Source organism: Avibacterium volantium (genome assembly GCF_900635775.1).
Classification (GTDB): domain Bacteria; phylum Pseudomonadota; class Gammaproteobacteria; order Enterobacterales; family Pasteurellaceae; genus Avibacterium; species Avibacterium volantium.
The window spans coordinates 2000981-2025602 of sequence record NZ_LR134167.1; the positions used below are offsets into that span (position 1 = coordinate 2000981).

The 24622-nt window shown below is 42.1% G+C and carries 25 protein-coding genes, 2 tRNA genes, 1 pseudogene and 2 riboswitches; of the genes and pseudogenes, 14 read left to right on the plus strand and 14 right to left on the minus strand.

From position 1 onward, the window contains the following. Nucleotides 1-4: 4 nt before the first annotated feature. The 3 genes from proC to xerD are packed head-to-tail and all read left to right on the plus strand — an operon-like array spanning nucleotide 5 to nucleotide 2909. Complete coding sequence (proC, locus tag ELZ61_RS09455) at nucleotides 5-820, plus strand: pyrroline-5-carboxylate reductase (RefSeq protein ID WP_126373193.1); 816 nt, start codon at nucleotides 5-7, stop codon at nucleotides 818-820. Then, nucleotides 820-1983 carry a 3-phenylpropionate MFS transporter gene (locus tag ELZ61_RS09460; RefSeq protein ID WP_126373195.1) on the plus strand — a complete coding sequence of 388 codons (1164 nt, stop codon included), beginning with the start codon at nucleotides 820-822 and terminating at the stop codon, nucleotides 1981-1983. Before proC ends, ELZ61_RS09460 begins: the two co-directional genes overlap by 1 nt. A gap of 32 nt (nucleotides 1984-2015) precedes the next feature. Next, nucleotides 2016-2909 carry a site-specific tyrosine recombinase XerD gene (gene xerD / locus ELZ61_RS09465; protein WP_126373197.1) on the plus strand — a complete coding sequence of 298 codons (894 nt, stop codon included), beginning with the start codon at nucleotides 2016-2018 and terminating at the stop codon, nucleotides 2907-2909. Nucleotides 2910-2964: 55 nt separating this feature from the next. Here the strand turns inward: xerD and ELZ61_RS09470 are convergent, their stop codons facing one another. From ELZ61_RS09470 to ELZ61_RS09515, 10 genes are all read right to left on the minus strand, one after another. Further along, on the minus strand, nucleotides 2965-3591 hold the full coding sequence (locus ELZ61_RS09470; RefSeq protein WP_126373199.1) for a 7-carboxy-7-deazaguanine synthase QueE: 627 nt from the start codon (nucleotides 3589-3591) through the stop codon (nucleotides 2965-2967). Beyond that, nucleotides 3591-4013 (minus strand): 6-carboxytetrahydropterin synthase QueD, encoded by a 423-nt coding sequence (gene queD, locus ELZ61_RS09475; RefSeq protein ID WP_126373201.1) that lies wholly within the window; start codon nucleotides 4011-4013, stop codon nucleotides 3591-3593. The genes ELZ61_RS09470 and queD overlap by 1 nt, the downstream gene beginning before the upstream one ends. Beyond that, nucleotides 4006-4689, minus strand: coding sequence for a 7-cyano-7-deazaguanine synthase QueC (gene queC, locus ELZ61_RS09480; protein ID WP_126373203.1), 684 nt, complete (start codon nucleotides 4687-4689; stop codon nucleotides 4006-4008). Before queC ends, queD begins: the two co-directional genes overlap by 8 nt. Before the next feature lie 2 nt (nucleotides 4690-4691). Then, nucleotides 4692-4738: riboswitch (PreQ1 riboswitch) on the minus strand. A gap of 105 nt (nucleotides 4739-4843) precedes the next feature. Beyond that, complete coding sequence (hpf, locus tag ELZ61_RS09485; RefSeq protein ID WP_126373205.1) at nucleotides 4844-5164, minus strand: ribosome hibernation-promoting factor, HPF/YfiA family; 321 nt, start codon at nucleotides 5162-5164, stop codon at nucleotides 4844-4846. Between the two features lie 363 nt (nucleotides 5165-5527). Beyond that, nucleotides 5528-6895 (minus strand): alanine/glycine:cation symporter family protein, encoded by a 1368-nt coding sequence (locus ELZ61_RS09490; RefSeq protein ID WP_126373207.1) that lies wholly within the window; start codon nucleotides 6893-6895, stop codon nucleotides 5528-5530. 102 nt (nucleotides 6896-6997) lie between these two features. Continuing rightward, nucleotides 6998-7112: riboswitch (glycine riboswitch) on the minus strand. Between the two features lie 289 nt (nucleotides 7113-7401). After that, nucleotides 7402-7668, minus strand: coding sequence for a GNAT family N-acetyltransferase (locus ELZ61_RS09495; RefSeq protein WP_126373210.1), 267 nt, complete (start codon nucleotides 7666-7668; stop codon nucleotides 7402-7404). Nucleotides 7669-7707: 39 nt separating this feature from the next. Beyond that, nucleotides 7708-7911 (minus strand): DNA gyrase inhibitor YacG, encoded by a 204-nt coding sequence (yacG, locus tag ELZ61_RS09500; protein ID WP_103853339.1) that lies wholly within the window; start codon nucleotides 7909-7911, stop codon nucleotides 7708-7710. Further along, nucleotides 7904-8533, minus strand: a complete 630-nt coding sequence (coaE, locus tag ELZ61_RS09505) for a dephospho-CoA kinase (RefSeq protein ID WP_126373212.1) — start codon at nucleotides 8531-8533, stop codon at nucleotides 7904-7906. The genes yacG and coaE overlap by 8 nt, the downstream gene beginning before the upstream one ends. A gap of 47 nt (nucleotides 8534-8580) precedes the next feature. Then, nucleotides 8581-9282, minus strand: coding sequence for a prepilin peptidase (locus ELZ61_RS09510; RefSeq protein WP_126373214.1), 702 nt, complete (start codon nucleotides 9280-9282; stop codon nucleotides 8581-8583). Beyond that, nucleotides 9279-10508, minus strand: a complete 1230-nt coding sequence (locus ELZ61_RS09515) for a type II secretion system F family protein (protein ID WP_241969694.1) — start codon at nucleotides 10506-10508, stop codon at nucleotides 9279-9281. The genes ELZ61_RS09510 and ELZ61_RS09515 overlap by 4 nt, the downstream gene beginning before the upstream one ends. 375 nt (nucleotides 10509-10883) lie before the next feature. Here ELZ61_RS09515 and manX point away from each other — a divergent pair, with 375 nt between their 5' ends. The 5 genes from manX (at nucleotide 10884) to manA (ending at nucleotide 15396) form a co-directional block, all read left to right on the plus strand. Next, on the plus strand, nucleotides 10884-11867 hold the full coding sequence (gene manX, locus ELZ61_RS09520; protein WP_126373216.1) for a PTS mannose transporter subunit IIAB: 984 nt from the start codon (nucleotides 10884-10886) through the stop codon (nucleotides 11865-11867). Nucleotides 11868-11879: 12 nt separating this feature from the next. Continuing rightward, nucleotides 11880-12683 (plus strand): PTS mannose/fructose/sorbose transporter subunit IIC, encoded by an 804-nt coding sequence (locus ELZ61_RS09525; protein ID WP_126373218.1) that lies wholly within the window; start codon nucleotides 11880-11882, stop codon nucleotides 12681-12683. A gap of 13 nt (nucleotides 12684-12696) precedes the next feature. Beyond that, nucleotides 12697-13533, plus strand: coding sequence for a PTS mannose transporter subunit IID (locus ELZ61_RS09530; RefSeq protein WP_017807081.1), 837 nt, complete (start codon nucleotides 12697-12699; stop codon nucleotides 13531-13533). A 67-nt stretch (nucleotides 13534-13600) separates the two neighbouring features. Further along, nucleotides 13601-14182, plus strand: a complete 582-nt coding sequence (locus ELZ61_RS09535) for a DUF986 family protein (protein WP_241969697.1) — start codon at nucleotides 13601-13603, stop codon at nucleotides 14180-14182. Nucleotides 14183-14184: 2 nt separating this feature from the next. Then, the gene (gene manA / locus ELZ61_RS09540; protein ID WP_197717458.1) at nucleotides 14185-15396 is read left to right on the plus strand and encodes a mannose-6-phosphate isomerase, class I; all 1212 of its coding nucleotides are present in this window, start codon (nucleotides 14185-14187) and stop codon (nucleotides 15394-15396) included. 59 nt (nucleotides 15397-15455) lie between these two features. Here the strand turns inward: manA and rnhA are convergent, their stop codons facing one another. Beyond that, the gene (gene rnhA / locus ELZ61_RS09545; RefSeq protein ID WP_126373222.1) at nucleotides 15456-15920 is read right to left on the minus strand and encodes a ribonuclease HI; all 465 of its coding nucleotides are present in this window, start codon (nucleotides 15918-15920) and stop codon (nucleotides 15456-15458) included. Between the two features lie 81 nt (nucleotides 15921-16001). Between rnhA and dnaQ the strand changes: the two genes are divergently transcribed. The 3 genes from dnaQ (at nucleotide 16002) to ELZ61_RS09560 (ending at nucleotide 17029) form a co-directional block, all read left to right on the plus strand. Then, complete coding sequence (dnaQ, locus tag ELZ61_RS09550) at nucleotides 16002-16769, plus strand: DNA polymerase III subunit epsilon (RefSeq protein WP_126373224.1); 768 nt, start codon at nucleotides 16002-16004, stop codon at nucleotides 16767-16769. An 87-nt stretch (nucleotides 16770-16856) separates the two neighbouring features. Beyond that, nucleotides 16857-16933 (plus strand) — tRNA-Asp (locus tag ELZ61_RS09555). Nucleotides 16934-16952: 19 nt separating this feature from the next. Beyond that, nucleotides 16953-17029, plus strand: a tRNA-Asp gene (locus ELZ61_RS09560). A gap of 148 nt (nucleotides 17030-17177) precedes the next feature. On the opposite strand, the gene dsbB is transcribed toward ELZ61_RS09560, so the two are convergent. Further along, nucleotides 17178-17711 (minus strand): disulfide bond formation protein DsbB, encoded by a 534-nt coding sequence (gene dsbB, locus ELZ61_RS09565; protein WP_126373226.1) that lies wholly within the window; start codon nucleotides 17709-17711, stop codon nucleotides 17178-17180. A 12-nt stretch (nucleotides 17712-17723) separates the two neighbouring features. After that, nucleotides 17724-19265, minus strand: coding sequence for a Na(+)/H(+) antiporter NhaB (gene nhaB / locus ELZ61_RS09570; RefSeq protein WP_126373228.1), 1542 nt, complete (start codon nucleotides 19263-19265; stop codon nucleotides 17724-17726). Nucleotides 19266-19397: 132 nt separating this feature from the next. Between nhaB and fadR the strand changes: the two genes are divergently transcribed. Beyond that, the gene (fadR, locus tag ELZ61_RS09575; protein ID WP_103855494.1) at nucleotides 19398-20123 is read left to right on the plus strand and encodes a fatty acid metabolism transcriptional regulator FadR; all 726 of its coding nucleotides are present in this window, start codon (nucleotides 19398-19400) and stop codon (nucleotides 20121-20123) included. Nucleotides 20124-20186: 63 nt separating this feature from the next. Here fadR and ELZ61_RS09580 read toward each other — a convergent pair whose 3' ends face one another. Continuing rightward, entirely contained in the window at nucleotides 20187-21401 is a 1215-nt protein-coding gene (locus ELZ61_RS09580) for a pyridoxal phosphate-dependent aminotransferase (RefSeq protein WP_126373230.1), read from the minus strand. Between the two features lie 206 nt (nucleotides 21402-21607). Between ELZ61_RS09580 and ELZ61_RS09585 the strand changes: the two are divergent. Further along, nucleotides 21608-22871 (plus strand): annotated as a pseudogene (locus ELZ61_RS09585) (isochorismate synthase). A gap of 31 nt (nucleotides 22872-22902) precedes the next feature. Further along, on the plus strand, nucleotides 22903-24609 hold the full coding sequence (gene menD, locus ELZ61_RS09590; RefSeq protein ID WP_126373232.1) for a 2-succinyl-5-enolpyruvyl-6-hydroxy-3-cyclohexene-1-carboxylic-acid synthase: 1707 nt from the start codon (nucleotides 22903-22905) through the stop codon (nucleotides 24607-24609). Nucleotides 24610-24622 lie beyond the last annotated feature (13 nt).

Below are 24622 nucleotides of genomic sequence, written 5' to 3' on the forward strand. Positions count from 1 at the left end.
AACTATGCAACAGAAATTAATTACTTTCATCGGCGGCGGAAATATGGCGCAAGCCATTGTGTTTGGTTTATTGAAACAGGGGTATCCTGCGCAAAAAATTACCGTTAGCGATCCGAATACGGATAAATTGGCGTTGTTTGCTGAGCGTCAAGTGAATATTTCGCAAGATAATGTGCAAGCGGTACAAAATGCCGAAGTGGTGGTGTTAGCGGTGAAGCCACAAGCGCTTGTGGAAGTGTGTCAGCCTTTAAGTGCGGTGGATTTTTCTGAAAAATTAGTGATCTCCATTGCGGCGGCAATTTCTGTGCAAAAACTTACCGCACTTTTGCCTAGCGCGCGCCATATTATCCGCGTAATGCCGAATACGCCAGCCTTGGTATCGGAAGGAATGGCAGGTTTATTTGCGGAACACAATGTGCCAGCCGATCTCAAAGCCTTCGCACAAGATTTAATGAGTGCCGTAGGGCAATCTTGTTGGGTTGATCAAGAAGATGAAATGCACTTGATTACCGCCGGTTCTGGCAGCAGCCCCGCATATTTTTTCTTATTTATGGAAGCAATGGAAAACGCCTTGAAAGCGCTTAATTTAGATGCACACACCGCACGAATGTTAGTGCAACAATCGGCGCTTGGGGCAGCCAAAATGGTGCAACAACAGCCTGATGTGGCCATTTCGACCTTGCGTGAAAATGTAACATCAAAAGGCGGCACAACAGCGGCAGCGCTTAATGTTTTCCAGCAACAACAATTATCCCAAACTGTACAGCAAGCCATTGAAGCCTGCGTGCAACGTTCACAAGAAATGGAAAAATTATTTTGATGAAAATCAGCCCTTTTAATTGGTTAGCCTTGAGCTTTTTCGGCTATTACTGCGCCTATGGTGTGTTTGTGCCATTTTTCCCCGCGTGGTTGAAATCGCAATCTTACAACGAAGAAATCATCGGCTTTATTATTGCCAGTTCTTATGTTTTCCGCTTTTTAGGTGGGATCGTTTTCTCCGCAATGATTAAAAAAGCAGGGCATTTGCTCAATGCCTTACGGTATCTCGCTTGGGCAAGCTGTGGCGTAATGCTTTATATGAGCTTTGTGGCGGAAAGCTTCCCCTTGCTTTGCCTTGGTATAGCCTTATTTGCGATGATTAATGCGGCAGGAATGCCGTTAAGTGATACTCTTGCAACAACTTGGCAACAGCAAATTAATTTGGATTATGGCAAAGCGCGATTGATTGGCTCAGCCGCGTTTGTGGTAGGCGTTACGCTGTTTGGCAACATTATTGGTTTTATTGGTGAGAATTATACGGTATGGATTTTAACCGTATTGTTAGCCCTTTATGCCATAATGCAAATGACCACACCGAAGATTTTGCCACAAGATACGCAGACAAGTGCGGTGGAAAATTCTGTTGGATTTTTGCAGTTATTAAAAAATAAATGCACGTTACGTTTAATTATTGCCATTTCTCTTATTCAAGGTTCGCACGCCGCTTATTATGCTTATAGCGTGCTATATTGGCAAAGCATTGGCATTTCTGTGCAGACAACCAGCTTACTGTGGGGATTAAGCGTGGTGGCGGAAATCTTGCTCTTTTTCTTTTCCACCAAATTATTCCGTTTCTGGAAAGTCAGCACCTTGTTTTACTGTGCCGCCATCGCTTGTGTGGTACGTTGGGGCGTGTTAGGCAGTGCGACAAGCCTTTGGCTAATTGCCTTAGTGCAATTATTGCACAGCTTAACTTATGCCCTTGGTCATTACGCAATGGTGCGTTACATCACCACGCAACCACAAAATACAATGGCGAAATTGCAAGGCTTGTATAACGGCATTTCAGGCTCAGCAGTGATCGCCTTGCTTACCGCATTGGCTGGCGTGTTATACCCAATTTCCCCACAAATGGCATTTACGTCAATGATGATTTTTGCTTTGCTCGCATTGCCGATTATTCCGCGTAAAGTGGAAGCCTTTTTAGTGCGCCGAGTAGAATAGGACGTTGAATAGGGAACAGAATAGGATTAACAATGAAAGACAGTGCCTTAATCGATCTTTTTCTGAATGAACAATGGCTAGAAAAAGGGCTTTCGGAGAATACCATTCAATCCTACCGCTTGGATCTCAGTGCGGTGGCAAATTGGCTCGAAACGCAGAATCTCACCTTTGAAACCTTAGATGCCATTGATCTGCAAAGCTTTCTTGGTGAGCGATTGAACTTGGGCTACAAAGCCACAAGTACAGCAAGATTATTGAGCGCGTTGCGTAAATTTTTTCAATATTTATATCGGGAGAAATATCGCACAGACGACCCAAGTGCGGTGCTAACTTCGCCAAAATTACCGAGCCGATTGCCCAAATATCTCACCGAACAGCAGGTTACGGATTTGCTCAACACCCCCTGCGTGGAAGTGCCGTTAGAATTACGCGATAAAGCAATGCTGGAATTGCTTTACGCCACAGGTTTACGGGTTACCGAGCTGGTTTCACTCACCCTTGACAACATCAGCGTGCAACAAGGTGTGGTGCGTGTCATCGGCAAAGGCAACAAAGAACGCATTGTACCAATGGGCGAAGAAGCCGCCTATTGGATCAAACAATTTATGCTTTATGGCAGAGCCGCATTGCTAGACGGACAGCCTTCAGACGTGCTATTTCCCAGTCGGCGCGGCACTCAAATGACTCGCCAAACCTTTTGGCACCGCATTAAACATTACGCCATTTTAGCGGATATTGACAGCGAAGCACTCTCCCCCCACGTCCTACGCCACGCCTTCGCCACTCACTTAGTCAACCACGGCGCAGATCTACGCGTGGTACAAATGCTCTTAGGACACAGCGATCTCTCCACCACCCAAATCTACACCCACGTCGCCAAAGAACGCTTAAAACACTTGCACGAAAGGTATCACCCAAGGGGGTAAAATTTGTGAAAAAACGACCGCACTTTAAAAAGTGCGGTGTTTTTTTTATCAAATTTTATTCAATCCCAATCAGCTTGTGCGTTTGAATGCTCAACTGCCATTTCGGTTTATTTGGGCGTTGGTTTAGTAAGCCTAACTGTGTGATGGTGTGGAGCAAATTCATTTCGCCGTTGTTTTCACAAGGGGAAAGGTAGTAATGCTGCGCTTGAATCTGGCTTTCGATTAACGCACAAAATTCTTGCACATCGGCATCTGCCACAATGCGAACTTCGTTAGCTTGCGTAATGCAGCGTTGGCGATATTTCTGCGCATATTCTCGTTTTGGACTGGTGGCAATATAATCAATTTGTGCAGGGACAGGCTTTAATCCATTGGTTTCAATGGCAAGAAAATAGCCCTCTGCCTTAAGTTGATCAAGCAATAAGCCCAGCTGTGGCTGAATGGTGGGTTCGCCACCCGTGATGATAATATTTTTTGCCGAAAACGACCGCACTTTAGCTAGGATTTGCTGTAACGACCACGGTTCAAAATCATTGTAGGGCGTATCACACCAAGGGCAAGCCAAGTTGCATTTGCCGAAGCGGATAAAAATGCTCGGCATTCCTGTATTTGCCCCTTCTCCTTGCAGGCTTTGGAAAATTTCTACAATGGGATAGCTTGGATTAGAAATTAATTCAGCCATTAATCTTCCCGATATTCACAAAATGAAGTAGGCGTTTCCCACAAGCGAATGGCGCTAATCGGCAAGTGTTCACTTAAGCGTTGAAAAATAAAGCGTGCCATTTCTTCTGCGGTGGTGCGAGTAGGCATTGCAAAGGTTTTGGAATTGAGATCTTGCAATAGCCGTGCAATTTGACTTTCTCGCTCGCTGGTTTCATCATAAATAAAGGCGTGATCCATTGGGGTGAGAATCTGTTCTTTTACGATCTGTTTGAGATCCGAAAAATCTATCACCATTCCTTTTTTTGCTCCGCTGGCGTGTAGTTCCCCTTGCACTTCCACTTGTAATTTATAAGTGTGGCCGTGCAGGTTTTGGCATTTGCCATCGTGTCCGTCCAACAAATGCGCCATATCAAAACTGAATTCTTTAGAAACTTTAAACATTTTGCACCGCACTTTTTTGTTGTAAATATTCGTCTAAACCTTTATTGCGCAATACGCAGCTTGGACATTCGCCACAACCACCGTCCACGCCCTGATAACAAGTGTGCGTATGATTGCGAACATAATCTAGCGCACCTAGGCTATCTGCTAACGCCCAAGTTTGCGCTTTGGTGAGATACATCAACGGCGTGCGAAGATTAAAATTGTAATCCATCGCTAAATTCAGGGTAACGTTCATTGATTTGATGAACACATCACGGCAATCAGGGTAGCCACTGAAATCCGTTTCGCACACGCCAGTGATAATGTCAGAAATACCTTGCCCTTTGGCATAAATGGCGGTGTAAAGCAAAAATAAGGCGTTACGCCCGTCCACAAAGGTGTTTGGCAGCTCATCTTTTTCTTGCTTGATTTCTGCATTTTCGTTCATTAGAGCATTTGAGGTGATCGCTTTGATCACAGAAGTATCAATGAAAGTTTGTTTTACCCCAAGATCTTGCGCGATCCATTTGGCTTTTTCTAATTCAATGGCGTGGCGCTGACCATAATGAAAGGTTACGGTTTCCACATTTTCTACGCCATAATCGGCAATGGCTTGAATTAAACAGGTGGTGGAATCTTGTCCACCAGAAAAGATAACAACCGCTTTGCGATTGTGATTTTTGAATGTTGTCATAAGATGTCCTAGTTTTTTTTTGCGTGGGAGGTTTGCGAACCACGGTTACAGCTGAATTTGATTCAACCAACGAAATAAGGGCGGTATTGTACAATAAAGGCGAGTTTAGACAAAGAAAAAGCCCGCAAAAGTGCGGGCTAAAATGGAAAAGTTTTTAGTTAAATGAATCTTTTAGGCGTTCCTCGGCACGGCGAGATTCACTTTTATGTTGCAATTTATTGAGTTGGCGTTCGAGTTTTTCTTCTACTTCATTAATTGCTTTGTACATATCCTCCGATTCGCTACTTGCGAACAAATCACCAAATGGCGTGCCGATAGAAGCCTCCACCGCAAAGCCTTTTGGTACTTTATTTAAAATGAAATGAGGATTAATCAGTTGAGTTTGCCATTTTCCTAATTTAGCAAGTCTTTCTTCAATGTGAGCGCGGATTGCAGGGGTGATGTCCATTTGTTTACTTGTGATATTTAGAGTCATAGCATTTACCTCTCTTTTGATTGTAAGTATTTCTACTTGTGTGAAACCTTATGGCTACAACATAGCTCTGTTAGGCGAACTTTTCAAGGACTTTATTGAAGAATAAAAAAGAAAAATGCAAATTTATGATCTAGGTAGAAAATTTAAAAAAAGATACTTTCATGTTATGAAAAAGTTGCTATCATTCAGGAGATAGTGTTTCTGAAATCCTCCCTTTTAAGCAATAATTTTCCATTCTTTACATAATATTTGACTAAAGTACAATCCGCTTCCTTTTTTATTTTAGATAAAAAAAGCACAGTAAATGATCATTTTTACTGTGCCTAAATGTGCCTAAAATAGTCAATGTCTATTCAACGTTTTCTAATCATCAGCATCTCGATGAGCAATGCTTAAACGTTGAAAATAGTGCCTAGTTTCTTCGAACACCACCTTGCGCAGACCAATTAGGGCGACAAGATTTGGGAATGCCATTAATCCGTTGACAATATCTGCCAAGATCCAAATGGTTTCAAGGTGAATAAACGCGCCACAGCCAACTAATACAATAAAGATAAAACGGTAGAATTTTACCCCTTTCACCCCTGCTAAATAAACAAAACAGCGCTCGCCATAATAACACCAGCCTAAAATCGTGGTGAATGCGAAGAATAATAAGCCAAGGGTAACAATCGTCCCGCCCGCTGCTGTACCAAGTCCTTTGGAGAACGCAAGATTGGTTACCGCCGCTCCTGCTTCTGGCGCTTGCCACGCCCCAGTTAGCACAATCACAACGCCTGTCATCGTACAAACGATAAGCGTATCTAAAAACGTTCCTGTCATTGAAATCAAGCCTTGGCGTGCAGGCTCTTTGGTTTGCGCCGCAGCCGCTGCAATGGGGGCGCTACCTAAACCTGATTCATTAGAGAAAATACCACGCGCCACACCCGATTGAATAGCTTTCATTACGGTATAACCTAATGCACCACCAAGTGCCGATTGCGGATTAAATGCGCTTTCAATAATCAAACTCACTGCTGCTGGCACTTGTTGCCAATTCAACACAATAATAATGATTGACGTTGCCACATAAAGCACGGCCATAAAAGGCACAACAATGGCTGCAACAGAAGAAATACGTTTAATACCGCCTAAAATAATCGCCGCAACTAAAAGCGTGATAATGGGCGCCATAATTTCCACAGGAATATGAAAACTATCCTGCATTGCGTGAGTGATAGCCTGCACTTGTGGAAATGTACCAATGCCGAAAAAGGCAACCAAGATCCCGCAAACGGCAAACATTTTTGCCAGCCATTTGATGCCTAAGCCTCGTTCAATGTAGTACATCGGGCCGCCAGCAATAAATCCGCGTTTATCAATAATGCGATATTTCACCGCCAATAAACATTCTGCATATTTGGTCGCCATACCAAACAACGCCACTAACCACATCCAGAAAATTGCCCCCGGCCCTCCAGCTTGTACAGCGGTTGCCACCCCAACAATATTTCCTGTTCCAATGGTAGCCGCCAACGCGGTGCTTAATGCGGCGAAAGCAGACACATCGCCCTTGCCGTTTTGCGCGCCTTTTTCTTTTCTAAATAAATAACTTAAGGCTCTTGGCAATTGAAAAATTTGAATAAAACCTAAACGAAAGGTGAAATAAAGCCCTACGCCAGACAATAGAATTAAGAGTGGCGGGCCCCAAATAAATGAATTAACTGATGATAATAATTCAGTGATTGACATTGAATGTTCCTCGTAAAAAATCTCGGTTTACAAGGAGGCGAAAAGAGTTTGGCGAATAGAAAAAAGACAACGCGAAGCCTCGCGTTATATCACCTGAAATAATCTCTTGCCCCTGTCCTTTTGCCTGAGCGTTTGAAAAACGATGAAAATTTCACCGCTCTTTTGCGCCTTCGGCGTCCATTTTGCAAATGCAATGGATCTCTCCAAGGGTTCGTCCAGTAACAGTCCTCGCTAACTTAATAGCACCTGAAAGATTTTACCTCGTCGGTGCAGGGTTAATTCCCTACTCTCCAGCTACCTTCATCCGAACATACTTTTGTAAAAAAGTGCGGTGGATTTTAGCAAGATAATTTTAATTTCTCAATCCTTTTGCAAAAATCGGCGGAATTCCTAAGAAAATGGACAAGAAAATAGATAGGCAACAGACAGACAATTACCGCAACGGCGTTTTAATTGCCACCGTTGCTAGACAAAATTTGTGATTTTCGATCAATTAGTTAAAGGGATTAATGCGCTTCACGCTGCCATTTTTTAGCAATATAGCTACAACTTGGCACTAAATTTAATTGATGTTCTCGCACAAATTGCACTAAGGCCTGATAAAGTTTATCCGCCACACCTTGCCCGCGTAAACTCTCTGAAACATAAGTGTGATTAGCATTAATGCTATGCGCATCAATAAAATAATAAGTGAGTTTTGCCACTTTTTGCCCTTGTTCATCAAGGACAAAAAACTCGCCATCTTGTGGATTTTGTTGATGTTGAATATTCATTTTTTCCTTTGCTTGCTTTCTTAAATAACTTTCTTTTAACTAGCCACGCCAATCTTCGCCAAAATGCTCATTCGTGGCAAAATCTGCGGTTTCACAGGGAATGGCTTTTTCTTCATTTGCCCATTCACCTAAATCAATTAGCTGGCAACGCTTGCTACAAAAAGGACGATACTGGCTTGCCGCCGTCCAAGGCACGGCTTTTTGACACACAGGACAAGGCACTTCAAAAATTTCTTCACCCATTGGTTTTCTCTTTTTCCTTTGCAAGTTGTAAATATTGGTGGTGCAATTCTAACACTTTTTGCTGCAAATAAGGCAGATTTTGGCTTAATTCTGGCTCGTTATCCACCACATCATCGGCGACTGATAAACGTTTTTCTCGGCTAACTTGTGATGTCATAATATTTTGAATCAAGGCAATTTTGTTTTGATCGCGCTTCGATGCGCGCAATAACTGAGTTTCTGGCAGCACATCAACTACTAACACGCGATCACAAAATTCCATCAGATCATTTTCGATCAACAACGGTACAACCCACAACACATAAGGCGCTTGGCTTTGCGCAAGCTGATGTAACATTTCACGCCGAATGGCAGGGTGAAGCAAATTATTTAACCACGCTTTTTCTTGCGGACGCTCAAACACAATTTGACGCAAGGCTTGGCGATTTAACTCGCCTGAATCTAACAAAATAGTTTCGCCAAAATGTGCTGCAATTTCCGCCAGCAAAGGTGTTCCTTTCGCCACCACTTCCCTTGCAATAATATCCGCATCAATAATTTCCGCCCCTAACTCGGCAAATAAATCCACAATGGTGCTTTTGCCACTGCCAATGCCGCCTGTTACGCCAACGATATAACTCATTTTTTCCTACCTTTATTTATTTTGCTAGAAATCATACGCTGTCTTTTTTAGCGAAGCAATAATAGGCTCAGGGCAGAAAGGCTTAAAAACGGCGCAAAGGGAATTTGCTGCACAATTTGTTGTCCATCACGCCTGCACAATTTTTGTATGCCACAAAAAATAATGGCATAACAGCAAGCAAGAAAAACAAAGTGCGGTAATTTTTGCCAGAAAACTCCTGCTCCAAGTGCAAACGCTAGCCAACAATCCCCTTCGCCTAACATTGTTTTGTGATAAACCATTTGACTTATGTAGCAAATACTATAAAAAATTAACAAAATTCCCACCGCACTTGCTAAAGCCTGCTCCAACGAAAGCAGAATAATGTGCCAATGCACGCCAAGCAATATCCATAAGAAAAGCCAAACGCATAATAACGGTGAAATCAATCGATAAAGCCAATCAATAATGCTGATTAAAATCACCAAGCTCAACCAAATCGCCCACCATAATGTGATATAAGGATCCGCATTAAGCTTGCTACATAAGGCAAACAATCCTGCAAAGGCAAAAATATAACACAAAAAACTACCGCTCTTTTTATTCTGCCAAGAAGAATGCAGCATTGGCTTTTCTTTTTGTTGTGGCTGGAAAAATTCACAATAATCTTGCCATACAGCTTGTTTTAGCCGTTGGACAAAAGTGGCAATATACAGAAAGATAAGTAGCCCCACAAAGCCACCCAATAAAAATGTCGCAAGCGTAATCATTGGATCATCGCTCCCATATTGAAAATCGGTAAATACATTCCTAGCAACACGGCACCGATTAAACCGCCAATAATCACCATTAGCAAGGGTTCAAGCAGTTGAGAAAGTAGATCCACTTGGTGATTGAGATCCTGCTGATATTTATCAGCAATATGTTGTAGCATCTGTGCTACCTGCCCACTTTCTTCACCTATTTTTAGCATTTGTTGTGCTGTCATTGGAAAGAAATCACTAGCTACGCTATCGGAAAATTTATAACCTTGATTGAGCCAATATAACGCCGTTTCCACCGCTTGATTTAGCACGGGATCAGCCACATCGCTTTTTTCCACCTGCCAGCTTTGCTGTTTTGGGAAAAAAGATTGCAATGCCATATTTAACGGTACGCCTGAACGCAGCATTAATGCAAGGGCTTGGCTAAAGCGAATCAAGCGGGCTAACTGGGTAATCTTGCCGAAAATTGGCATTTTATTGATACATCTATTTTTCCACGTTATTAGCTTTGCCGAACGCTTTAGGCGAAAGCGAATAAACAGCAAAACCAGTATAAATAATAAAGCAAGTTGCCAAAAATGTTGTTGCAACCCTTCGGAAAGATGTAATAAAAATGCGGTAAATGCAGGTAAGCTAGCATTATTATTGCCGTACATTTCAGCAAATTGCGGCACGATAAAAATCAGCAACAACAAGGTCAAAAGCACGGAAATGCCCAGCACCAACATAGGATAAAGCAAGATTTTTTGGATTTTTCGTTGCAGAATTAACGAGTGCTGACGATATTGTGCAATTTGCTCACACACTTGCGCGAGCTTGCCTGTCATTTCGCCCACTTGAATTAGCTGTTGTTCCTGTTGTGAAAAATATTTCCCTTGTTTTTCAATTCCTTGTGCAAAACTTAAACCGCTTTCAAGATCTTCTATCAATCGCCCAAGCCATAGATTTAAAGAAATCACAGTGCAATTCTGCAGCAATAATTGCAAACTTTGCTTAATCGGCACGGCGGATTTCAGCAGTAACGCCAGCTGGTTAATCAGCTCATACAATTCATTCGCTTTCGGTTTACGCGGAAATTGCCAGTTGCGTTGCAGCTTGATATTTTGCAACTGTCGTTGAAACAACGCTTGCCGCGCTATTTCAATATTCTCTGCCACGATCATACCTTGTTGTTTTTGTTGCAAAAAATTCGTAGCTTGCCAATTAAACAGTTTCATTTTGTGATTGTTCATTATGTGATGAATGGGCTAAATACAGATGTCGCCTAGCTTAACCAAGAAAAAAGAGCGAAAAAAATACCGCACTTTATTTTTTCGATTTAGATCGCAAAATTTATTTTTACTTATCGCGAGCCTGCTAAGCCTTGTTGGATAATGCTTTGTTAAAAATATGTTGAAATATGATCGAAATGTTTTTTCTGAGCAAAAATAATTTTGAATTATTAAACAAAAATTAGGCAAATATTAAACAAACAGATACTTAATTCGCGTTATTATTACTTATTGTCAAAAAACTGTGATCTTAATCACATTAAATTGGAGTGTTTTCCTATACAATCCGCGCCAGATTTTAAACTTAAACCATAACCACTTGTATAAGGAGTCCTTATGGCTATTGCGATCATCATCGCAACACACGGCGTGGCGGCAGAGCAACTGCTCAAAACGACCGAAATGTTGATTGGTGAACAAGAAAATGTTGCCACGATCGATTTTGTTCCCGGCGAAAACGCTGAAACGATTATGGCGAAATATCAGGAAAAACTCAGCACAACCCTATCACATTGTGATGAAGTCTTATTCCTTGTAGATACTTGGGGCGGCAGTCCGTTTAATGCGGCAAACCGTGTATCGGAAGGCAAAGACAATATGGATATTGTGACTGGGGTAAACGTGCCAATGTTGGTGGAAACCTTTATGGCGCGTGATGATGGCCCAAGTTTGCAAGAACTCGTGGCAATCGCGTTAGAAACAGGTCGTACGGGGGTTCGTGCGTTGAGATATGTGGAAGAAGAGCCAGAGCAAGCGCCGCAAGCCGTTGCTCAAGCCGCCCCTGCACCAAGCCAACCTGAAGTGGTTACACCAAATAAAGAAGGTCATCTTGTTGTTGGGCTTGCGCGTATTGATGACCGCTTAATTCACGGTCAAGTAGCAACGCGCTGGACAAAAGAAAGCAAAGTTTCTCGCATTGTGGTAGTCAATGACGATGTAGCGAAAGATAGCGTTCGTTCAACAATGCTGAAAAGCGTTGCACCACCGGGAGTAACCGCACACGTTGTGGGCGTAGATAAAATGATCCGCGTTTATAACAACCCTGAATATGCAGGCGAGCGTATGATGTTGTTATTCACCAATCCAACAGACGTGTTAAAACTGCTAGAAGCTGGCGTTGATATGAAATCCATCAACATTGGTGGTATGGCTTATAAAGATGGTAAGAAAATGATTACCAGTGCGGTATCTGTTGATGATAAAGACATTGACGCATTCAAAGCCATTGATGCAATGGGCGTGGAGCTTGATGTGCGTAAAGTATCAAATGATAGCCGTCAATATATGATGGATTTATTGAAGAAAAACAATCTTGTGTAAAGGATGAATATTATGGAAATTTCAACGCTACAAATTATTCTTGTATTTATCGTTGCCTGTATTTCAGGTATGGGATCGATCCTTGATGAATTTCAAACTCACCGTCCGCTTATCGCTTGTACCCTTGTGGGCTTAGTGTTAGGCGATATTAAAACGGGGATTATTGTGGGTGGTTCATTAGAATTACTTGCTCTTGGCTGGATGAACATTGGTGCGGCACTTGCACCTGATGCGGCATTAGCTTCTGTGGTTTCAACCATTCTTGTCATTGTGGGAGGTCAAGAAATCACTACCGCGATCGCTCTTGCCATTCCACTTGCCGCAGCAGGTCAAGTTTTAACCTATGTGGTGCGTGCAATTACTGTGGGTTTCCAACACGCTGCAGACCGTGCCATTGAAGATGGCAATTTAACTCGCTTAGACTGGATTCACTGCAGCGCCTTGATTTTACAAGCAATGCGTATTGCAATCCCAGCGTTAATCGTTGCTTTAACCGCAGGTACAGACGCTGTGCAAGCAATGTTAAATGCAATTCCGCCAGTTGTGACAACAGGCTTAAAAATTGCCGGTGGAATTATCGCCGTTGTGGGTTACGCAATGGTGATCAATATGATGCGCGCAGGCCACTTAATGCCATTTTTCTACGCAGGCTTTGTGATTGCCGCCTTTACTGATTTCAACCTTGTTGCCTTAGGTGTGCTAGGTGCAATTATGGCAGCACTTTATATCCAACTTCACCCGAAATACAACCAAAGTAAACAAGTGGTGCAAGTGGTTTCAAATGGCAACAATGATCTTGATAACAGATTAGATTAATGGGGTAAGAAAAATGACAACTGAAATGAAAAAAGTAACCCAAAGCGATTTAAATAAAGTGGTAATGCGTTCTAACCTTTTCCAAGGTTCTTGGAACTTTGAGCGTATGCAAGCACTAGGCTTCGCTTATTCAATGGTGCCTGTTATCAAGCGTTTATACCCAGATCCAAATTCTCAAGAACGCAAAGATGCAATCAAACGCCATTTAGAATTCTTTAACACACAACCTTTCGTGGCCGCACCTGTATTAGGGGTAACCATCGCAATGGAAGAAGAGCGTGCGAATGGGAAAGAAATTGATGATGCGGCAATCAACGGGATCAAAGTAGGTCTAATGGGGCCACTTGCTGGTGTGGGTGATCCAATTTTCTGGGGAACAGCTCGTCCTGTATTTGCAGCTCTTGGTGCAGGCTTAGCATTAAGCGGAAGTATCCTTGGCCCATTATTATTCTTTGTTTTGTTCAACCTTGTACGTTTAGCAACCCGTTATTACGGCGTAGTTTATGGCTATAAGAAAGGGCTTGATGTGGTGCAAGATATGAGTGGGGGCTTATTGCAAAAACTCACTGAAGGGGCATCAATTCTCGGTCTATTCATAATGGGGGCATTAGTGCAAAAATGGACAAGCATTAATGTGCCACTGGTGGTTTCCACCATTGAAAAGCAAGACGGTACAATTGAAGTGACCACCGTGCAATCTATCCTTGATAGCTTAATGCCGGGCTTATTACCATTGCTATTTACCTTTGCTTGTATGTGGTTATTACGCAACCGTGTCAATGCGTTATGGATTATCGTGGGCATTTTCATCATCGGTATCATCGGTGCAGCAACCGGTATTCTTGCTTAATCGTTACTTAAACGCAGAATAATGCTAAAATTAAACTCTCCCCGAACTTTCGCGGAGAGTTTATTTTTTGTCTAATCAGAATACGGACGTTGTTATGATCAATACCGCTTTATTAGTTTTTATCATTCTTTATTTTTTATATGCTTTCTATGATCAATTCCTAATGGAAAAACGCTTTGGTGAAACCATCTTAAAAGTGCGTTTACGCCGTAAATCGAAAATTGAAGGCCTTATTATGCTCGCACTGGTTGGCATTGCTATTTATCAAGCGCTACCACAAGGTATCGAACCTTACACAATGTTTTTATTGGTAATGTTTGGTATTTTGATGATTTATCATTTCTTTATCCGCTACCCTGTGTTTATTTTGAAAAAAGACGGCTTTTTCTTAAATAATCTTTATTTGCAATATGCTTACATCAATACCATTAATATTGGTGAAAATGGCTTTTTGCAATTAGTGTTAAAAAACCGCAAAGCCGTGCCTTTAGTTGCTGAAAATCCTAAAGATGTGGAAAAAATTCTACAATATCTCACCGATAGCGGTCGCATTTCGCAAGATCAAAACGCCCTAGAACAAGCTAAGCAACAAGCGAAACAAAAATCCACGGCGAACAAAAGCGAAAAAACCAATAAAAAAGGAAAATAACAATGCTTTACCCATTAAACGGTCAGCTCCAGCATTATGTCTGGGGCGGACACCAATTTTTACCTGAGTTTCTGGGCATTCCAGCCGAACAAAATCAATATTATGCTGAATGGTGGCTAGGGGATCACAATTCTGCCCCATCAATCATTGAAGAAAATGGCATATCTGAGCCACTAAACGCATTTTTAGCGAAAAATCCCACCGCACTTGGGGAAACAAGCCGAACCCAATTTGGCGACAACTTGCCTTATTTGCTGAAAATTTTAGATGTAAAACTGCCCCTTTCCATTCAGCTTCACCCAACAAAAGCCCAAGCTGAAGCAGGCTTTGCAAGAGAAAATACCCTAGGCATTGCCTTAAACGATCCAAAAAGAACTTACAAAGACAACAATCACAAACCCGAAATGATGATTGCCTTGTCCGATTTTTGGTTATTGCACGGATTCAAAACCAAGCAAGCCATTCTGCAAACCTTGCAAGCTCGCCCTTCTCTCGTTCCGCTTGCAGAAAAACTTGCACAACAATCCTTAGCAGATTTTTATGCCGACATTATGCAAGCCGACCAGCAAGCCCTTGCGGCGTGGCTCAACCCAATTATTCAAGCCAATCAAAGCGCTTATGCACAAAATCAGCTAAGCCTTGATAATCCTGATTATTGGGTACTTTACACAATGGACACAATGCAGATTTCCCCTGAAAAACTTGATGTGGGGCTGATCTGTTTCTACTTATTTAATATTGTGGAAGTAAAAAAAGGCGAAGGTATTTTCCAAGACGCAGGCATTCCACATGCCTATTTACGCGGGCAAAATATTGAATTAATGGCCTGTTCCGACAACGTTATCCGCGGCGGCTTAACGCCAAAACACGTTGATATTGCTGAGTTATTGAAAGTGATTGACTGCCGAGAAGTCGTGCCACAAATTATCCCTGTCGCACCAAAAAACGAGCCAGTATTCACTTATCAAACACCAGCAAAAGATTTCGCCCTCACCCAAGTGAGCTATCAACAAGCTGAGCAACATCGCTTACACGCACAAAGTGCCGAGATTTTATTGGTCATGCGCGGCGAGCTAAAAATCAGCGAAAATTCCACCGCACTTTATTTAAAACAAGGTCAATCGGCGTTTATCAGTGCAGATTCTGACTATTTAATAGAAGGAATTGAAGATGGGTATGCAGTGATTGCGAAGTTGCCCACCGAAGATAACTAAAATAAAAAGTTTACTTAGAATATTCAAAAAGCGGTGAAAGATACTTTCATCGCTTTCTGCTATGAACGCTCATACCCCACATCTTCCAACGTTGGATTTTCTGCACCTTGTTTTGCGAGTTGATCGCAGATTTCGTTTTCTCGATGCCCGCTATGTCCTTTCACCCATTGCCAATGTATTTGGTGTCTTTGTGTTTCATTATCAAGCAATAACCATAAATCTTGGTTTTTCACTGGCTTGCCTGTGCTAGATTTCCAGTTATTTTTTTTCCAATTAAAAATCCACTTAGTAATGCCATTTTTCATATATTGGCTATCGCTATGTAGAGTAACTTTGCAAGGTTCTTTTAAGCTAGCTAAAGCCTCAATAACGGCTCTCAGCTCCATTCGGTTGTTTGTTGTTTTGAAATAACCTTTTGAAATTTGTTTTTCGTGCTGTTTATAACGTAATAGAATGCCTATGCCACCCGCACCGGGGTTGCCTAGACAGGACCCATCAGTGAAAATTTCAATATGTTTCAACATAAATTCAGATAAATTTTAGCTATAATTTTTTTTCAAATGGGGCGATAATACCGCAAAATTTCATAAAGAGATAGGAAAACTATGACGACTTCACTTATCCCTGAACGTCAAATTGTGCTAGATACAGAAACCACTGGTATGAACCAATTTGGTGCGCATTATGAAGGGCATTGTATTATTGAGATCGGTGCGGTTGAATTGATTAACCGCAAATATACGGGGCGAAAGCTGCATTTGTACATTAAACCTGATCGCCCTGTTGATCCTGAGGCAATTAAAGTTCACGGCATTACTGATGAAATGTTAGCGGATAAACCAAGTTTCTCTGAAGTGGCTCAAGAGTTTATTGAGTTTATTCAAGGCGCTGAGTTGTTGATTCATAATGCGCCCTTCGATGTGGGGTTTATGGATTATGAATTTGAAAAACACAAGTGCAATGTGAAGACTAGCGATATTTGTACCGTTACAGATACCTTACAAATGGCTCGTCAGCAATATCCCGGCAAGCGCAATAGCTTAGATGCTCTTTGTGATCGTTTACATATCGATAATAGTAAACGAACACTACACGGTGCATTGCTGGATGCGGAGATTCTAGGCGATGTTTATTTAGCAATGACAGGTGGTCAAACAAGTTTGTTTGATGATACGGAAACCGAAGAACCGATACAACAGATTGAAGAAGAAGTACAAATTGAAAGTGCGGTGGTTTTTTCACAAGATTTTACTGTGATTACACCCGATGCAGAAGAAGAGCAAGCCCATTTAGACTATTTAAAATTAATTAATAAAAAAAGCAAAGAAAACTGTTTATGGATAAAACGAACGGAGAATGAAAGCGTACATTAGCGCTCATTGATTAATCAGTTAAACAGCCGGGTATAAAAATTGCTTGACGAACTTTTCGTTCACTATTATTATGCCTCTCGCTAACGCGGAGTGGTAGTTCAGCTGGTTAGAATACCTGCCTGTCACGCAGGGGGTCGCGGGTTCGAGTCCCGTCCATTCCGCCAATTTAGCACTCTTAGATTCGGAGCGGTAGTTCAGCTGGTTAGAATACCTGCCTGTCACGCAGGGGGTCGCGGGTTCGAGTCCCGTCCGTTCCGCCAATCTTTTTTATCCTTTCTAAATATTTTCTTTTTTATATCCTCCTTTTAATTATTTTTAGAGAATATAAGATTCTGCATATAAAAATCTGCATTTCAACACTCGTGTATTGACTACAAGCATCAAAATGCAGACTAATTTCTCAATCTATTATTTAAAAATATTTCTCGTTTGCTCTACCCGTTTAAATTGGCTGATTAATAAAACCGCCAACAGTAGGCTGTAAAAGGCGAAAATCACCACAATCCATTGAGCCATTGAAAAGCCTAGGAAAGACCAGCTAATCTCCGCACAAGATCCCGTTGGATTAAATACATAAGGCAACCAGCGATCTAATGGCAAGGTTTGTGGAAATTCAGCCATATAAGAACATTGATTCCAAGGTGCCGGATTGAGCTGATAATCAACGTGTTTAATGGCGAGCAATAAGCCTTTCACTGCGCTGCCTAAGCCCACCAATAATGCCAATAAACGCAAAATTAATGCACGCGGATAAAGCAAGCCAATTAATGCTGAAAATGTAATGCCAAACAAGGCGACTCGTTCGTAAATACACATTACGCAAGGGGCTAACCCCATTCCGTGTTGAAAATAAAGTGCGGTGCTTTCTAACGCAATTGTTGAGATCAATAAAAGCAACCAACCGCCACGATTGAGTGATAACTGTTTGAAATATTTCAGCATTGGGAATCCTTCTTATACTGGCGTAATTAATCCAATTTGTGCTAAAAGTTGTGTCATTACAGGCAATAAAAATTCTACCGCAAATAACCCCACTAAAGATAACACAATTGTATAAGGTAGCGCCATATAAACCATTCTTCCGTAAGACAAACGAATTAACGGCGCAAGTGAAGAAGTCAGCAAGAATAAAAATGCCGCTTGCCCATTTGGTGTTGCCACTGATGGCAAGTTTGTCCCTGTGTTGATGGCGACAGCAATTAATTCAAATTGATGTGGCGAAATAATCTGTTGTTCCAATGCGGCTTTTGCTTCGTTGATATAAACCGTTGCCACAAATACGTTATCAGAAATCGCGGATAACACCCCATTGAAAACATAGAACAGCATTAATTGCACATCTTCGGAAGCAGAAAGCACAAGATCAATGATAGGCGCAAACAGGTGTTGATCCACAATCACCGCCACCACTGAGAAGAACACCACCAACAATGCAGTGAATGGCAAGGATTCTTCAAAGGCTTTGCCGAGCGCGTGCTCACTGGTGATACCGCAAGCTGATGTACATAAAATAATGACACTTAGCCCAATTAGGCCAACTGCGGCCAAATGGAACGCTAAGCCAACCACTAACCATACGCCCACTAAGGCTTGGATCACTAATTTTACTCGTTCTTGATTGTTCATTTTGAGCTGGCGGTTGCGGTCAAATTTAGCTAGCACGCCCCACACTTTACGCGGAAGTTTCGCACCATAACCAAATAAGCGGAATTTTTCCACCACAAGGCAAGTTAATGCGCCACAAATTAAAATTGGCACGGTAACTGGTGTCATACGGAAAAAGAATTCACCAAAGCCCCATTTTGCTTGTTCAGCAATGATCAGATTTTGCGGCTCGCCGACCATTGTCATCACGCCGCCTAATGCCGTCCCTACCGCTGCGTGCATCATTAAGCTACGCAAAAAGGCACGAAATTCTTCCAAGGTTTCACGGCTATTGCCAATGTGTTTGTCATCATTAATGTCATCAGAATCATCAAATTGTTTGCCCGATGCCACTTTATGATACACACCGTAAAATCCCATTCCCACGCTAATAATCACCGCCACCACGGTTAAGGCATCTAAAAATGCGGAAAGAAATGCCGCACTTAAGCTAAATGAAAGGGATAGCACCAATTTGGAACGAATATTGAGTAACAGCTTGGTAAAAATGAAAAGGAGCAGCTGTTTCATAAAATAAATGCCCGCCACCATAAACATTAACAGCAAAATTACTTCAAAATTTGCCATAATTTCTTCTTTAACGTGTTCGGGGTGAGTCATTCCAATCATCACAGCTTCAATGGCTAACAGCCCGCCGGGTTGTAATGGATAACATTTCAACGCCATTGCAAGCGTTAAAATAAACTCCGCAACCAACACCCAGCCCGCAACAAAAGGGCTAACACAAAAAAACAAAATCGGATTTAAAACTAAAAATCCGACTATTGCCAGTTTGTACCAATCAGGACTTGAACCAAGAAAATTTTTCAGAAATGCTTGAGAATAGTTCATATTACGACCTTTACTTTAAAACGAAAAAATATAACTGTGCTAATTGTAATATATCCACCTTTCAAGGATAATAACAAATCTCTATTTTGTTATCTATATCACAAATTTTTCAACAAATAATTGCGCAAAAGTATGAATAATCATCAGTCGCTTCTTAAAGCCCAAAGCCCAGCGGGATTAGCTGAGGAATATATTGTAAAAAGCATTTGGAATAACCATTTTCCACCGGGGTCTGATCTACCAGCAGAACGGGAATTAGCAGAAAAAATCGGGGTAACCAGAACGACATTGCGAGAAGTGTTGCAACGCCTTGCCCGTGATGGCTGGTTAAGCATTCAACACGGCAAGCCAACCCGCGTGAATAATGTGTGGGAAACCGCTGGGCCAAACATTATCAGCACGCTGATTCAGCTTGATAAATCCACCATTCCCGTGATCATCACCAATGTAGTGTCTTTGCGTACTCGAATGGGTGAACATTATATCCCAGAGGCCATTCAAACCGATCCTGCCGCTTCATTAAAATTATTTGAAAACCTACCGCACTTGGCTGACACGCCACAAGCCTACGCAGAATTTGACTATAATTTATACCGCTCTTTTACCTTCGTGGCGAACAAACCCGTCTATGGCTTAATTCTAAATAGCTTTAAAGATCTCTATCACCAAGTGGCATCATTGTTCTTTTCTGAAGCCAAATCACGCCAATTCACTATGCAATTTTACCAAGCTCTACGCCAAAGCTGCGAACAAGGCAATGTTGAACTTGCCATTCAATGCCTAGCAGAAAACCGCGAACGCAGCAGCAGCATTTGGAAAGCGATGTTGCATCACTTGCCGGCGGATTTTGGGGAGTAAATTTGGTGAGAAAAATCGCGTGATAATAAAAACGCCAGTACTCACTGGCGTTAAATTCATATATTACTGACGATAATTAGCTAAAAAACGCCCTAACTTAGAAAGTGCATCTTCAATTTGATTCACATACGGCAAGGTTACAATACGGAAGTGATCGGGGGAATGCCAGTTAAAACCGCGTCCGTGTACTAATAACACTTTCTCTTGACGTAATAAATCCAGCACCATTTTTTCATCATCATAAATATTGAATTTTTTCACATCAATTTTCGGGAACATATAAAGCGCGCCCATTGGCTTAACACAACTTACCCCTGGGATTTGATTAATCAGTTCATAGGCTTTGTTGCGTTGTTCTAATAAACGTCCGCCCGGCAGAATAAATTCATTAATGCTTTGATAGCCGCCTAATGCAGTTTGAATGGCGTGTTGCATTGGGTGGTTGGCGCATAAACGCATTGAAGCTAGCATATCCAAGCCTTCAATATAGCCTTTTGCCTGATGTTTCGGGCCGTTCAAAATCATCCAGCCTTGACGGAACCCTGCCACACGATAAGATTTTGACAAACCATTAAACGTGATAGTTAATAAATCTGGTGCAAGGGCAGCAATATGATGATGAACTGCATCGTCATACAAAATTTTGTCGTAAATTTCATCAGCAAAAATAATTAAATTATGCTCACGAGCAATATCTACAATGCCTTGCAATAAATCTTTGCTATACACCGCGCCCGTTGGGTTATTCGGATTGATAATCACAATGGCTTTGGTGCGAGAAGTGATTTTGCTTTTGATATCCTCTAAATCAGGAAACCAATCTGCCTGTTCATCGCATAAATAATGCACTGCTTTTCCGCCAGCAAGGGTGGCCGCAGCCGTCCATAATGGATAATCTGGCATTGGGATCAACACTTCATCATCATTATTCAAAAGCGCTTGCATCGCCATCATAATCAGTTCAGACACGCCGTTGCCGATATACACATCATCAACAGTCGCCCCTTTAATATTTTTCGATTGGTAATATTGCACAATAGCTTTACGCGCGGAATACAACCCTTTGGAATCGCAATAACCTTGTGCTGCGGGGAGATTACGCAAAATATCTACCAAAATTTCATCTGGTGCTTCAAAACCAAAAGGCGCGGGATTGCCGATATTTAATTTTAAGATTTTATGCCCGTCTTCTTCCAAACGCAGTGCTTCTTTATGCACTGGCCCACGAATATCGTAACAAACGTGTTCTAACTTGCTTGATTTAGGAAATTTTGTCATTGTTATTATCCTTTTAGTTACCAAAAATAATATTGCGTGCTGCTATCATTGGGGTAAAAAATTGCCGATAAAAATCGGCGTATTTCTCACCGCACTTTACGCTTATTTTGCAAAGATGAAAAGATTTTATAAAAAATTCTGCCAAAGTGCGGTAGAATTAGCCCTTATTTTTAACTGATTTTTTTGCCAAAAACAACGCTTTTTAAATGGATAATTTGCAATCAATTAAACAACAGCTGATCGAGAGAATTTCCCCTGCGCTGCCTAAGCGACAAGGGATCGCTTGCGTGCAGGCAGAAATTGAGACTGATCTCAATTTGTTAAGCTGGTTAAAAGGGCAAAAAACCTATCCGCAGTTTTACTTGAATTTCCGCGATAGCACCCAAGTTGTGGCGGCTATCGGACAAGTACGCGACTTTTCGCAATTAAATCAGGCACAAGCCTTTATGCAACAAAGCGGTTATCCTTTAGTGGGCGGTGTGCAATTTTATGGTGAAAGCCAATTTGTCTTGCCGCGTCTGTATTTGCAACAGCAAGAAAATAAGTTAAACATTCAGTTATTTATCGATCAAACAAAAGATATTGAGCAAGAGCGCCAAGCCTGTTTAAACGCATTAAAAACCTTTGAAAAAAGCACCGCACTTTGCCCCATTCAACAATCCATTCATTTTGGGAAAAAACGGGCAGAACAACGCGAATGGTGCGAATGGGTGGAAAAAGGTTTACAGCACATTAAACAAGGCGTGCTGAATAAGATTGTGTTGGCCAATGAAACCCTTTTCCAATCAGAAGGCAAACTGAACGCCTATGATTTTTTGGGCGAAAGTGAACGCTATAATTTCGGCTGCTATCATTTTCTTTTTGCCGAAACGGAAGAATGTATTTTTATTGGCTCCAGCCCTGAACGCCTGTATCAACGGCAAGGTTCACAGCTGCAAACTGAAGCCTTAGCTGGCACAGCGTTAGTGGGTGAAAATGCACAAGAAACCGAACAACAAGCGCAATGGTTGTTGCAAGATGAGAAGAATATTTATAGTTGTTGATGACATTAAACAACATCTTGCTCCTTATAGCCAACACATTACGGTGTCCCCTTTGGGTTTAAAAACCTTGCGTCAGGTACAGCATTTAAGACGCCAAATTTCAGCGCAAACTTCCCCTGGATATGGCGATGATATTTTCTTAAACGCCATTCACCCCACTGCAGCCGTGGCAGGCTTAGGACGCAACGAGGCGCTCGCCTTTTTACGCCAAACGGAAACCTTTGATCGCCGTTGGTATGCAGGGACATTAGGCGTAATGCAAAAAGAATGGGCTGAATTTTGCGTTGCCATTCGCTCTGCATTCCTTGAGCAAGAACAAATTCGCGTTTTTGCCGGTGCAGGGATTGTTGAAGGCTCTATTCCCTTGTTAGAATGGCAAGAAATTGAGCGTAAAGCCTTAGGATTAATTTCTTTATTACAAGAATAAAAAAGAACGGACAAAATAAACGGAGAACCCTATGTCAGTGAGTGTATTTAATCGTTGTTGGTCAAAAGTGATCTTGGAAACCCTTGTGCGCCAAGGTGTAAGCCATTTTTGCATTGCCCCCGGTTCTCGTTCTACCCCACTCACGTTAGAAGCGGCACGCCTTGAACAAGGTGGCAAAGCCAAATGCCATACTCATTTTGATGAGCGTGGTTTGGGCTTTCTCGCCCTTGGCTTGGCCAAAGCGCATAAAAACCCCGTGGCGATAATTGTTACTTCTGGCACCGCGGTGGCAAATCTTTATCCTGCGGTGATTGAAGCGCGCCAAAGTGGGGTTAATCTCATTGTATTAAGCGCTGATCGCCCACCAGAATTATTAGAGTGCGGTGCAAATCAAGCGATTTTACAGCACAATATTTTTGCCGATTATCCTGTGGCAACGGTGGAGTTACCGCGCCCTAGCCAAGATTACACGCCAAATTGGTTGATTTCGATTGTGGAACAGGCTTGTTATCGCCAAAGCCAGCACGCTGGCGTGGTACATATTAATGTACCATTTGCGGAGCCATTGTATGAAGCCAATGCAGATCAGATTGATCAACATTCTTGGCTTGCGCCGATTCAGCGTTGGCTAAGCCAAAACAAGCCGTGGCATAATCATCAAGCGCCACAACGAGAAGTGGTAATGCACGAGCATTGGGATCATTGGCGCACGAAGCGTGGGATCATCTTGGTCGGCAAACTGCCACCAGAGCAATCTATGGGCATTCGCACTTGGGCTGAAACCCAAGGCTGGATTATGCTCACAGATATTCAATCGGGCGTTGAGCCAACCTTGCCTTATGCCGATATTTGGCTGGCAAATCAAACTGTTAAACAAAAATTGCTGGAAGCAGATATTGTATTGCAATTTGGTTCGCATTTTATCAGCAAACGCATTAATCAATTTATGACAGCGTTTAAAGGGGAATATTGGATTGTTGAGCCGTCAGATAATTCAGTTGATCCAAACCATCACGCGCACACCCGTTTTAATGGCAAAATTCACCATTGGTTACGCGCTCACCCACCGTTGCGCCAAAAATCTTGGCTACTCGAGCCAATCGCCCTTGCCAAGTTCTGCGCAAGTTTTGTGGAACAGCAAGTGGGGGGTAATTTGAATGAAGCCTCTTTAGCCCATCATTTAGAGCGTTTATTGCCAAACAATGGTCTGCTCTTTTTAGGCAACAGCCTATTTGTGCGCTTGGTTGATGCACTCACCAAGCTGCCTGAAGGCTACCCTGTTTACACCAACCGTGGCGCAAGTGGCATTGACGGCTTGCTCGCCACCACTGCAGGGTTAAGTTTAGGCTCAAATCAGCCTGTGGTTGCGATGTTAGGGGATACTTCTGCCCTATACGATCTCAATTCCTTAGCGTTGCTTAAAAAAGTAAACCAGCCAACCATTATTTTTGTTATCAACAATAATGGCGGCGCAATTTTCGATATGCTGCCTGTGGATGCGGAAATGAAAGATAAATTCTATCGTATGCCGCATAATTTGGAATTTTCTCACGCAGCATCAATGTTTGATCTCAAATATGCGCGCCCTTACACTTGGGCCGATTTAAGCTCGGTGCTAAAACAGGCTTATTTCCGCCGTGAAGCCACCTTGATTGAAATTAAGGTAAACAACAGTGATGGCAGCAATATTTATAAACGCCTGATTGAACAAATTAGTCACGCGGTGATTGGCGCATAAGATCTCAATAACA